This is a genomic window from Pectobacterium sp. CHL-2024, from assembly GCF_044751765.1.
In the GTDB taxonomy this organism is placed as follows: Bacteria; Pseudomonadota; Gammaproteobacteria; order Enterobacterales; family Enterobacteriaceae; genus Pectobacterium; species Pectobacterium brasiliense.
The window spans coordinates 118,538-131,026 of the sequence record NZ_JBIXKO010000006.1 but is presented as its reverse complement, the minus strand read 5'-3'; the positions used below and the strand labels follow the sequence as shown (position 1 = coordinate 131,026).

9 protein-coding genes are annotated in these 12,489 nt (G+C 55.4%); 2 read left to right on the top strand and 7 right to left on the bottom strand.

Going from position 1 to position 12,489, the window contains the following annotated elements; all coding sequences use genetic code 11:
* The first annotated feature begins 179 nt into the window (after positions 1-179).
* Positions 180-1,310: a murein transglycosylase A gene (gene mltA / locus ACIPUG_RS11580; protein ID WP_400338462.1), complete on the top strand. Its 1,131-nt coding sequence runs from the start codon at positions 180-182 to the stop codon at positions 1,308-1,310.
* A gap of 87 nt (positions 1,311-1,397) precedes the next feature.
* Here the strand turns inward: mltA and ACIPUG_RS11575 are convergent, their stop codons facing one another.
* The 7 genes from ACIPUG_RS11575 to ACIPUG_RS11545 form a co-directional block, all read right to left on the bottom strand.
* Positions 1,398-2,315: a 4-hydroxy-tetrahydrodipicolinate synthase family protein gene (locus ACIPUG_RS11575; RefSeq protein ID WP_400338460.1), complete on the bottom strand. Its 918-nt coding sequence runs from the start codon at positions 2,313-2,315 to the stop codon at positions 1,398-1,400.
* 43 nt (positions 2,316-2,358) lie between these two features.
* Positions 2,359-3,060: a TetR family transcriptional regulator gene (locus tag ACIPUG_RS11570; protein ID WP_400338459.1), complete on the bottom strand. Its 702-nt coding sequence runs from the start codon at positions 3,058-3,060 to the stop codon at positions 2,359-2,361.
* A gap of 85 nt (positions 3,061-3,145) precedes the next feature.
* Positions 3,146-4,354, bottom strand: coding sequence for a M20 aminoacylase family protein (locus ACIPUG_RS11565; protein ID WP_400338551.1), 1,209 nt, complete (start codon positions 4,352-4,354; stop codon positions 3,146-3,148).
* A 49-nt stretch (positions 4,355-4,403) separates the two neighbouring features.
* Positions 4,404-6,125, bottom strand: a complete 1,722-nt coding sequence (locus tag ACIPUG_RS11560; protein ID WP_400338457.1) for an ABC transporter ATP-binding protein — start codon at positions 6,123-6,125, stop codon at positions 4,404-4,406.
* Positions 6,122-7,057 carry an ABC transporter permease gene (locus ACIPUG_RS11555; protein WP_104213239.1) on the bottom strand — a complete coding sequence of 312 codons (936 nt, stop codon included), beginning with the start codon at positions 7,055-7,057 and terminating at the stop codon, positions 6,122-6,124. Before ACIPUG_RS11555 ends, ACIPUG_RS11560 begins: the two co-directional genes overlap by 4 nt.
* A gap of 1 nt (position 7,058) precedes the next feature.
* Entirely contained in the window at positions 7,059-8,045 is a 987-nt protein-coding gene (locus tag ACIPUG_RS11550; RefSeq protein ID WP_014914428.1) for an ABC transporter permease, read from the bottom strand.
* A 53-nt stretch (positions 8,046-8,098) separates the two neighbouring features.
* Positions 8,099-9,685: an ABC transporter substrate-binding protein gene (locus ACIPUG_RS11545; RefSeq protein WP_400338454.1), complete on the bottom strand. Its 1,587-nt coding sequence runs from the start codon at positions 9,683-9,685 to the stop codon at positions 8,099-8,101.
* A 536-nt stretch (positions 9,686-10,221) separates the two neighbouring features.
* Here ACIPUG_RS11545 and ACIPUG_RS11540 point away from each other — a divergent pair.
* Positions 10,222-12,480 (top strand): molybdopterin-dependent oxidoreductase, encoded by a 2,259-nt coding sequence (locus ACIPUG_RS11540; protein WP_039510951.1) that lies wholly within the window; start codon positions 10,222-10,224, stop codon positions 12,478-12,480.
* Positions 12,481-12,489: the final 9 nt, after the last annotated feature.

The following is a 12,489-nucleotide window of genomic DNA, read 5'->3' as shown; positions in this document are numbered from 1 at the left end:
CCTGATAGGTTGTTTTATGACCGCTGTGTGGCGATAAGCAGAACTCCTGGATTTTGCTACGCCGCGTGCCGAACGGCATACGCTCGAACCGTGGATTTATATGCTGTCCCATTCCTTTATCGATAGCCGTTTGTTATCGTTCGACGGTAAATTTTTTGATGTAAAAAGCGAGCGCAAAGATGAAGGGACGGTGGGGAAAATACATGCTGACCGCAGTGGTCATTGCCATTCTGGCGGGGTGCCAATCCAGGCCAACCGATCGCGGGCAGCAATATAAAGATGGTCACCTCAACCAGCCTCTGGAATTGGTGAATGAACCTAATGCCAAAGGAAAACCGGTCAACGCACGGGATTTCATGACTCAGGTTTCTGAAATTCGGTCGGCGTCACCTAGTCTGTACTCGCGCAATAATACGACCTTTCAGGCGATTGAAAGCTGGATGATGTCCGGTGCCGATACTCGCGAGCTGAGTAAATTTGGTCTGAACGCCTGGCAGATGGAAGGCGTTGATAACTTTGGTAACGTGCAGTTTACCGGTTACTACACGCCGGTGTTGCAGGCGCGCCATACCCGTCAGGGCGAATTCCGTCATCCTTTATATGCTATGCCGCCAAAGGGCAAAAAGAACCGCCGACTGCCAGATCGTGCCGGGATTTATGCTGGTGCGCTGGATGAGCGTCTGGTTCTCGCCTGGACCAATTCGCTGGTCGATAACTTCATGATGGAAGTACAAGGCAGCGCCTATATTGATTTTGGCGATGGACGCCCGCTGACGTTCTTCGGCTATGCGGGCAAAAACGGCCACGCTTACCGCAGTATTGGTAAAGTGCTGATCGACCGTGGTGAAGTGCCGCGTGAAGAGATGTCGATGCAGGCCATCCGCAAGTGGGCGGAGCAGCACACCGAGTATGAAGTGCGTGAACTGTTTGAGCAGAATCCTTCCTTTGTGTTCTTTAAGCCAATGATGTCTGCGCCCGTCAAAGGGGCAAGCGCGGTGCCGCTGGTGGCGAAAGCCTCCGTCGCCTCTGACCGTTCGCTGATTCCGGCAGGCACGGCTCTGTTAATGGAAGTGCCGCTGCTGGACAACGTTGGCAAATTCACCGGCAAGTATGAAATGCGCCTGATGATCGCGCTGGATGTCGGTGGGGCGATTAAAGGCCAGCACTTCGATATGTATCAGGGCATTGGGCCGGATGCAGGTCACTCGGCGGGTTTCTACAACCACTATGGCCGGGTCTGGGTGTTGAAGAACGCGCAAAGCAGCCCGACGAACAGTTCAGGATCGCTGTTAGTCAACAATCCACAGTAATCGTTCTTTCGTCTGAAATCTCAGAAGTGGTGTTAGGATGAACCACTTCTGAGATGAAACACTTGCTCTCCACGCGCCAGAACAGAATCAGCGGTTAAAGCCGTATTTGCTGCTCAATCCTAATTCGTTCACGATACGAACGCCTGATTCCAACGCTTCGCCCTGCAAGCCCCGCAATGGACGACGCAGGCTGCCTGCCGGTAATCCGACTGCCTTCATCAACGATTTCACCGCCACGGGATTGATTGCCGAGTAGGTATAGTGCAGCAGCGGTAGCAAATGCTGATATGCCTTACGGAAGCGTTCTGCATCCTCGCCGTTTTTCCACGGGCGCGAAATTTCGGCCAGTTCTGCCGGTGCAATATTGCCCGTCATGTTGGCAGTTCCATGGCCTCCCAGTGACATTGTTGGCACGACTAAACCCAGATTGGGCGAATCGCAGCACATTACCGACACATCGGGATTGCCTGCCAGTACTTGTGCAACCTGGCCCACGCGGGTGGTGGATTCTTTATGAATGACGTAGTTTGGGTGTTGGAAAATACGCAGCAGCGATGTCCAGTGCAGATCCGTTTTTACACGTGGTGGGTTGTTATAAATCCCTAATGGCAAATCGGTCGCATCTGCAATTTCCAGAAAGTAGCTTTCGATGTCACTCTCGCTGGCACAGATATAGGCAGGGGCGGCGATAATGGCACCGTCTGCGCCGTTTTCATGTGCATAGCGCACATAGTCAATGGTGGTATCGGTATTGTTACCGGTACAGCCATAGAACAGCTTCATTTTTCTGGTGCTGTATTGTGCGGTTCGGCGGATGATCGCTTTTCTCTCATCTGGGGACAGCATGGACACTTCCCCGGTTGAGCCCATAATCAAAACGGCAGCCGTGCCGTTGTCTTCCTGAAATTTTAATAACGCTTCAAATGCGCCGAAATCCACGCTGCCATCGTCATTGAAAGGTGTAATGAGGGCAACGAATGACCCTTCAATTTTTTCTCTGCTCATGTCTGTTTCCTGTCGGTTTAAACGTGTTACGAATAACGAAAAATCAGGACTGAAGGAATGTCTCAGTCAGTGGTTTGGCGGTAAAACCCGCCTCGACAAAACGTAATAGGTGCGATAGCACGCGATCGTCATCGCGGTTGTCACACAGCCCTTTGGAGAGCAGCGCCAGACGGCCAGAACGCGGATCGGCGTCGGTTAACACGTGCATGGCGGCACCGCGGGCAAATTCATAACGCCAGATCACCTCCGCGCGCGATAGCGCCGGTAACGCACGGGAGAAGGCATCGATAAAACGGTGAGCGACGTGATCGAACTGCGCCGAAAGCAGGGCTGTGACCTCCAGACCCGGCGTAGCCCGCAGATGCTGTAACAGGCGAACGACAATGCGTCCGCCGTCGGGCGTGCGAGCCGTTTTAACCAGCGGGCGCAAAAGCGCATCCAGCAGCGCGGCAACGGGCAGTTCATCACCGTGATTAGCCTTTTCCACCTCATCCAGCAGGCGCGTTCTTTCGTCATTTAACGGGCCGAGAACGTTGTCCAATACGGCACGCAGTAACCCTTCTTTCGAACCAAAGTAATAATTCACCGACGCCACATTCACGTTGGTGGCTTCCGTTATTTCGCGAATCGTCGTTAGCTCACTGCCTTTGCAGGCGAAGATCGTGATGGCCTCACGCAGGATGCGCTGCTTAATGTCAGCCTCTTTTTCTTTGCTTTGATCTTTAGTTTTCAATAACGCCACCATGATTCATCCTTTTTGCTCACGCTCGTCGTCGGATGCACCGACGTCATGCATTGTTATATTGAGACCGTGGGGAAATGCGCTCCCGCTAGACTCGGTTCCTGATAACGTCAGTCCTTGGTAAACCCAGTTCTTGATAAACCAATGTCGCCCAATAGCGGATCCCTAATGGGATCAGCGCATCATTAAAGTCGTAGTGCGGGGTATGTAGGTGATGCACGTTGGGCGCATTTTTGTCGCTGTTCCCCAGCATCATGAAGGCGCCGGGGCGTTGCTCCAGCATGTAGGCAAAATCTTCTGCACCCAGCAGCGGCGTCATTGCGGTGTTAACCTGTTCGAATCCGACTACCTGCGCGGCAGCGTTAACGGCTAACTGCGTGGCGTGCGTGTCGTTAACCAGCGCGGGATACTGCCGTTCATAATGCACGTCGGCCGTTGCGCCAAAGCCCTGTGCAGTGCTGTGTGCCAGCTCTCGCAGGCGCGTTTCCAGCAGGTGGCGCACGCTCGGCGAATAGCTCCGTCCGGTTCCTTTAAGGACGACGCTATCCGGGATAACGTTCGGGGCATGGATATCACCGCCCTGAATATGACCGATGCTGAGCACCGCTGCCTCCGTCGCAGGGACGTTGCGGCTGACGATGGTTTGCAGGCCAAGCATAAATTGCGCGGCGGGCAGCGTCGGGTCGATAGAAAGGTGCACGCCTGAACCGCCGTGTCCGCCCGTGCCGTGAAACGTGACCTGCCAGGTGTCGCTGGCCGCCAGCATCGGACCGCTGCGAATCGCGAATTGACCTACCTCGATACCGGGCTTGTTATGCAGGCCAAACAGCCGGTTGCAGGGGAACCTGGTCAGCAGGCCGTCATTGAGCATGGCAAGCCCGCCGCCTAATCCTTCTTCCGCGGGCTGGAAAATAAAATGTACCGTGCCCGCAAAGTCGGGGTGCTGAGACAAATAGCGTGCGGCACCCAGCAGCATGGTGGTGTGTCCATCGTGTCCGCAGGCATGCATTTTCCCAGCATGCACCGAGGCATAGGGCAGGTCCGTTTTCTCATTGATATACAGCGCATCCATATCTGCCCGCAGGCCGATGCTGTCTTCACTGGGATAACGGCCACGTAGGGTGGCGACGACCCCCGTTCCACCGATGCCGGTGGTGACAGCAAGCCCCCATGCCGTCAGCTTTTCTGCCACCAGTTGCGCGGTAGAAATCTCTTCAAAGCCGATTTCTGGGTGCTGATGAATATGGTGCCGAATCGCAATCAGCTCAGGTAAAAAATCCTGAATGACCGATTCCATCGCTGCTTGGTCAATAGCGATTGATGTACTCACTTGGCGTTCACTGTGCTTATCCATGCGCCTGCCTGCTCATCAGTTGTGGAGATACAGACGCTTCGCGCTGCCCGCCGCCGGGGACGGCATCGATCAGTTTGCGGGTGTACGGGTGCTGTGGCTGATGCCAGATGCTGTGGTGATCGCCACTTTCCACGCAGCGCCCGTTTTGCATCACCATGACCCGGTCGGCGATATAGCGTACTACCGCGAGATCGTGGGAAATAAACAGCAGCGACAGGCCCATGTCGTTTTTTAACTCAACCAACAGATTGAGGATCTGCGCCTGAATAGAGACATCGAGTGCGGACACCGGCTCGTCGCAAATCACCAGCGAAGGACGTACCACCAGCGCACGGGCAATACCGATACGCTGGCGCTGCCCGCCGGAAAATTCATGGGGATAGCGGCTCAGGCTGCTTTGCGGCAGACCAACACGATCGATGATATTTTTGATCGCCTGCTGTCGCTGCGCACGATCGCCAAGGCCGTGCACAATCAGCGGCGTTTCAAGGATATGCTGAATGCTGTGGCGTGGATTCAGCGACGCGTAAGGGTCTTGAAAAATCATCTGTACCCGCTGACGCAGCGCTTTCAGCCGTGATTCTTTTAGCGTCGTGATGTCTTGCCCATCGAACACGATCTGCCCGTGTGAAGGCGGTAGCAGGCGCAGAATGGTTTTGGACAGGGTGGATTTACCACAGCCGGATTCGCCCACCAGACCGAGCGTTTCTCCGGGCAAAATAGTCAGTGACACATCGTCAACGGCGAGCACCTTGCCCTGCGCGGTTGAATAGCGAGTATGAATATTTTTCAGCGAGAGCAGCGGTGGCTGGTTCGTATCGGTGGCTCGGTGAATTAAGGTGGGCGGCGTCAGCAGCGTAAAGCCTTCATCCGTTGGCGCGTGATGGATTTCCGCCAGCCGATGGGTGCGGTAGTGCCTGTCCTGATCCATGTGCAGCGATGTCGCTAACAGGCCGCGCGTGTAGCTGTGCTTGGGGGCGAAACGGTGTGTGGATGACTGAAACAGGTCGGCTGCCTGTGCTTCTTCTACCTTTTGCCCGGCATACATCACCGCTACACGGTCGGCCCATTGCGCCACCAGCCCAAGATCGTGGGTAATCAGCAGCAGGCTCATCGAGAATTCACGACGCAGGTTATCCAGCAGCGCCAGAATCTGTGCCTGAATAGTGACATCCAGCGCCGTGGTCGGTTCATCGGCAATGAGCAGACGCGGACGGCAAGCCACTGCCATAGCGATCATGACGCGCTGACGCTGTCCGCCAGACAGGTTATGTGGGTAGTCATCCACCCGGCGCGCTGGTTCAGGGATCTTGACCAGATCCAACAGCTCGATGGCGCGCGTCCGTGCTTGTGTGGGCGTCAGCGTTTCATGCAACCGCAGTGTTTCGCTAATCTGTTGCCCGATGGAAAGTACTGGATTGAGCGAGGTCATCGGTTCCTGAAAAATCATCGACAGCGCATTACCACGCAGCTGGCGCATCTGCCGGTCTGGTAGAGTAAGTAGATCCTGTCCATCAAACAGGATGCGGCCGCTGATTGTTCCCGGTTCGGCGACCAATCGCATCAGGGACAGCGCCGTCGCGGATTTACCGCAGCCGGATTCGCCGACCAGCGCCAGCGTTTCTCCGGCGTTAATCGTCAGGTTGAGTCCTCGAACGGCCTGATGACCGGGAAAATCAACGCGTAAATCTTGAATATCGACCAGCGGTTTCATGCGCTTCTCCCCCGTAACCGTGGATTCAGGGCATCGTTCAACGCGTCGCCCACCAGATTCAGTGACAGCACGGTTAAGACCAGTGCGGTGCCGGGCAAGGCGGTAAGAAACCAGGCGGTACGCAGCGATTCCCGGCCAGCGCCGATCATGCTGCCCCAGCTCACGCGGTTCGGATCGCCAAAGCCTAAGAAGGAGAGGGCGGATTCAATCAAAATGGCCGAGGCGACCATGACCGACGTGGTGACGATGATCGACGGCAGCGCGTTCGGCAGCATTTCCTGAAAGATGATGCGCAGGCTGGAAAATCCCTGACTGCGTGCGGCTAATACAAAATCGCTTTCACGCAGCGAGCGAAACTCGGCCCGCACCAGACGTGCAATCGTCGGCCAGGAGGCAATACCGATGGCCAGAGAAATCAGCGTCACCGAGGGCGAACCGATGGCGACCAGCACCACGACCAGCAAAAAGGTCGGGAAGGTCTGGAACAGTTCGGTGATGTGAACCAGCAGGTCATCAACCCGACCGCCAAAATAGCCCGCCAGCGCGCCGACGACGGTGCCAATTAACAGGCTGACGATGACCGCCGAGAAGCCGATCTGCAAAGAAACCTGTGAACCGTGGACGATTCCGGCGGCGACATCCCGGCCCATCGAATCGGTTCCCAATGGGAAATCAGGATTTTCGCCCGGCCACAAGAAAGGCTGAGCGACCATATCCAGCGGATCGCCGGGATACAGCAACGGTGCGAAAGCGGCCATCAGAAATACCGTAATCAGCAACAGCAGGCCAGCCATCCCGGCGGGGTTGCGGATAAATGCACGCACCTCGGGTGACAGGCGAAAAGGCATTTTTAACGGGCGAGTTGCTGCTGAGCTAACGCCGTCCGCTGCGGCTTTCTTTGGTGTGAGATTTTCAGGAGAAAGGTGATTCATATCAGCGCGCCTTAATTCGGGGATCGAGCCAGGATTGCAGTAAATCCACCAGCACGTTAGCCAAAATGACTAAGAAGGCGGAAAGCAGCAGGACGCCTAACAAGACGTTGAAGTCACGTGCCATTACCGCTTCCAGCGCCAGACGGCCCAGTCCCGGCCAGCTAAAAACCGTTTCGACCACCGCCGCTCCGCCCAGCAGATTGCCGAAGTGCATACCGGCAACGGTCGTGATAGGCAGCAGCGCACAGCGTAGAATGTGCCTGACGGTAACCCACAGCGGCGACAGCCCTTTGGCATGAGCGGTGCGCACGAAATCCTGCTGGGCAATTTCCAACATGGCCGCGCGGGTCAGGCGGGCATAAATGGCGATAAAAAAGCTGCTCAGTGCCACAACCGGAAGGATGGCATGCTGCAACATATCCTTGAAATATGCCCAGCCAGTGAGGTTCGCGCCGATGGTGATATTGCCGCCGCTTGGTAGCCAATCAAGATGTACGGAAAACAGAATCAGCGTCATCAAGCCGATCCAGAATCCCGGCGTGGAGTAGAGCAGAAGTGCGATCAGCGAGAGCAGGCGGTCGGGCCATTTACCCGCCCACACCGCCATGATCGTTCCCAGCGTTATGCCGATGATGATGGCGAAAACCTGTGACAGCAGCATCAGGAACAGTGTGCCCGGCAGCCGTGACAGGATCAGATCCATTACCGGCGCGTTGTAGCGAGGCGAAAAGCCGAGGCTGAACTGCGCCAAATTGCCCAAATAAACCGAAAGCTGTTGCAGTATGGGCTGATCGAGACCGAACTGAGCGCGCAGGTGTGCCATGGTCGCTTCGGTTGCATTGCCTGCCTCGCCAGCCAGCACATCAACGGCGTCTCCCGGCACCAACTGCAACAGGAAAAACACCAGAATGATAATGCCAATCGCCGTTGGCAGCGCGTGAAGCAGGGTACGCCACAGTACGCGCCCGATTCGTTCTACTTTATTCATCACATACCTTCATGAGAGTTCCCCTGCCTGCGCAGGGGAATGCCGTATTACGATTACTGATCCAGCCACACGTCGGCCAGACTGCCGTTGACGCCCTGAATATCCGTGACGACGTTATGTACGCGCTTGTTGTAAATCGTCTGGCGCTTAATTTGGAGCAGGTTCAAATCGGGAATATCCGTGGCGATGATGCGCTGGAACTGCTTGTAGAGCTCCACGCGTTTTTCAGGGTTGGTTTCTACCGAGGCCTGCTCAAGCAAACGGTCTACTTCTGGATTGCTGTAATGTGAGCCGTTGCCGAAAGGCACGCCCGGTTGATAGGTTTTTGACCAGTACAGGCGCTGCACACCCACGGCAGGATCGAACAGGTTCGAGATGGAACCATTGTTGAAGTCAAAGTCGCGGTCGGTATAAACGCGCTTAACGAAGGTGGCGAAATCCTGTGAGCGAATGGTGACGTCAATCCCCACTTTGGCCAGTGCGGATTTGAGGTATTCCGCCACGCGTTTGAAGCTATCGCCATAAGGCATGAAATCATGTACCAGCGTGAAGCGGATACCGTTTGCCTGACGTGGGAAGCCGGCTTCGTCCAGCAGCTTGTTCGCTTTGGCAATATCGAAGCCATAAGGTGACGGTGTTGCATCATGGAATTGCGCCAGTTCTGGCGTAATCGGCGTCGGTGAACTGACCGCATAGCCGTACCACACCACATTTTTCAACACATCAATATTGATGCTGTGCGCAATGGCCTGGCGGACCTTCAGGTTCTTCAGGTAAGGGTTATCCAGATTGAACTCGATGCGGGTTTGCGTCGGGCTGTAACCGTAGCCAGCGGTTTCAATGCCCAGCTTGGGGTTTTTCTTGATGCGTTCAATTTCACTCAGCGGAACGGGAGAGTCGCTTCCCAGATCGAGCGCGCCGGTTTCAAGCGCAATCGTACGAGTGGCGGCATCGGGAATAATCTTCACCACCAGTTTATCGACGTAAGGCTTGGGATTGTCCCAGTAGTTCGGGTTACGTTCATACAGGATATGGCTGCCACGAACCCATTCTTTGAAGACGAACGGGCCGGTTCCAATCGGTGCGGTATTGTGGGGATTCGACAGAATGTCTGTGCCTTCGTATAAGTGTTTCGGCACGATAGGCGCTTCGTTAGCGGAGAACGCGCTCAGCAGGTAAGGTGCGGGTTTTGACAGTTCCAGGATCGCGGTATACGGATCCGGGGTTTTCACTTCGGTGACGTTAGCAAACGTGCCCTGACCGCGTGAATTGTATTTTTTGACGGTCAGAATAGAAAACGCGACGTCCGCAGAGGTGAAGTCTTGCCCATCATGCCATTTCACGCCTTTACGCAAATGGAACGTATATTGTTTGCCGTCCGGGCTTACTGACCAACTGGTTGCCAGCTGCGGGGTCGGCTTCATATCGAAATCGTAATTCAACAGACCTTCAATCACCTTGGCGTTGACCTTCATCACTGCGCCGCTGGTGCTAACCAGACTGGTTAATACGGGCGGTTCAGGCTCGGCCAAAAAGTTCAGCGTGCCGCCGCGCTTTGGCGTCAACGTTTCTGCCTGTGCGGCAAGGCCGAAGAGCGAGGAGGTCAGAATCAACGCTGATAAGAATAGATTTTTTTTCATATTTCCCATCCGTATGCAGAGGGCAGCGTTGTGCGCTCCGCCTTTATTTTTTTAATGGCGTGTTTTGAGTGATGTGTTTTGGGTGAAAAAAACCGTTCTCTTCAGGATGAAGAGAAATCAGGTTGAATTAAGTCAACATCGGGACAGTAATGAAATAACGTCATTACCGTTGCTGTGTGGCGTAATGGGTTTCATGCTGCGTTCCTGGTTTGAATAACGAAAAAATAATAAAACTGCCTGAATTTTAAGGCGGATCACTTGAGCCTCATTTTAGGAGAAACACTGGGATGAGGTTCCCGTAGGGATACCTCGCCCCGTGGTCGCTCCGTGTATCTCGGTTCTTAAGTGATCGGCATTATCCTGAACCACCTCTTTATTTTCTGGTTAAACCCTAGCCCAACGTGTGTTTTAAACGAACGTTTAAATATGGATAAGTAATGTCACATTACGCATAAGCTATTCACGCTTCTTGCTGTTGGGGACACCGATAATTCGGGTTATTATCCAGCCTGCTAATTACTTATCCTGAGGTTGTCATGGCGATTAAACGTTATCCACATCTTGCGCACTGGGGCGCGTTTACCGCCGTGGTTGAAGACGGCAAGCTGATTCGCTGCGAGCCATTTGCCGACGATCCGGCACCGTCCGCCATGCTCGATTCCATCGTGCCGCTGGTGTATTCCGACCGACGTATCCGTCGGCCTTCGGTGCGTCGCTCCTGGCTTCAGAAACGCGAAAACAGCGACAGAACGCTGCGTGGCCGGGAAGATTTCGTTGAAGTGGATTGGGACGTCGCGCTCGATCTGGTCGCGCAGGAGAATCGCCGTATTCGCGATCGCTACGGTGCGGACGGCATGTTTGCCGGTTCTTACGGCTGGTCGTCTGCCGGGCGCTATCACCACGCGCGTTCTCAGGTTCGACGCTTCTATTTCTCCGGCGGCGGCGCGGTCGACCAGCAGGGCAATTACAGCTGGGGTGCGGCGCAGTTCTTCCTGCCGTACGTGATTGGCACCTTTCATCCGCTGACGGGCAAGGTCACCGAATGGCGCAGCGTCGCCGAACACTGTGATATTTTCCTCGCGTTTGGCGGTCTGGCGCTGAAAAACGCACAGGTGGCATCCGGCGGGGCCGGGCACCACACGCTTAAGCCCGCGCTGGAAGCGCTGGTGGCGAAAGGAATTCCGGTCATCAACATCAGTCCGATGCGCGATGACTGCCCTGAATTTGTGAATGCCGAGTGGATTCCTATCCGTCCGAATACCGATGTCGCCTTGATGCTGGCACTGGGCTATGAGATTCAGCGTTTGGGCGCTGACGATAAGGATTTCCTGCAACGCTACTGCGTCGGTTATGAACAACTGAGTGACTATTTACATGGTCGTGGCGACGGCGTGGTGAAAACCCCCGAATGGGCCAGCGATATCACGGGCATTCCCGCCGAGCGCATTAGACGTCTGGCGCAGCAACTGATCGGCGTACGCAGCTTCATTACCTGCTCTTACTCCGTGCAGCGTGCCCATCGTGGCGAACAGCCTTACTGGATGATGATTGCGCTGTCTTCCATGCTGGGCCAGGTGGGATTACCGGGCGGCGGATTCTCCTTCGGCCACGGTTCGATGAACAGCGTCGGCAACGAGCGTATTTCAACGCCTGCGCCGGCTTCTCCGTCAACCCCGAACGCGGGGAAGGCGATCCCCGTGGCGCGCATCGCCGATATGCTCTTACATCCGGGAACGCCTTATACCTTTCAGGGCGAAACCCATACTTATCCCGATATCCATCTGATTCACTGGGCGGGCGGTAACCCGTTCCATCATCACCAGCAACTGAACCGTTTGGTGGACGGCTGGCGTAAGCCGGATACGGTGATTGTGCAGGATATCGTCTGGACGCCCGCGGCGCAGATGGCGGATATCGTGCTGCCCGTCACCACGACACTAGAGCGTAATGATATCGGTGGGTCGTCTCGCGATCGCTTTATCTTTGCCATGCATCAGGCGATTGCGCCGCAGCATCAGGCGCGTAATGACGTGGATATTTTCAGCGAATTGGCAGAGCGTCTGGGGTATGGCGACGCGTTCACGCAAAATCGCAGTGAGCAGCAGTGGCTAGAACACCTTTATGAGGAATGCCGTTCAAGGCAGCGAGATGCCGCTGACCGCTGGCCGTCATTTGAGGATTTCTGGCAGCAGGGACATGTGGAAATCCCGATGGATGAAAAGCCGTTTGTGTTCTTTGAGGATTTCCGCCGCGATCCGCAGCAGCACGCGCTCAGCACGCCAAGCGGTAAAATTGAACTGTTTAGCTCAGCCATCGCCAGCTATGGCTATGCGGATTTTGCGCCGCATCCTGAATGGCAGCCTCCCGTTGAATGGCTGGGTGCCAAAAGCACGGAAGAATGGCCGCTGCACTTTATTTCCATTCAGCCGTCCGACCGTTTGCACAGCCAACTGGCCGCTACACCGCAGGTTGCCGCGAATAAGACCGCAGGAAAAGAGACGCTTTATATGCACCCGCAGGACGCCGCTGCGCGGGATATTGTCGATCGCTCGCAGGTGGAAGTCAGAAACGCGCGTGGCCGTATTCTGGCGGGCGTACAGATTACCGACGGCGTCACGCCGGGCGTGGTGATTATGTCCACCGGAGCCTGGTTTGAGCCCGGCTTCGGCCAGAAAACGTGGCATCCGGTTGAGCAATCAGGCAATGCGAATGTACTGACGCTGGATATCGGCACGTCGCCGCTGACGCAGGGACCGAACGCCATGAGCTGTCTGGTGGATGTCGTGCGGGTTTAGCGCTATCCT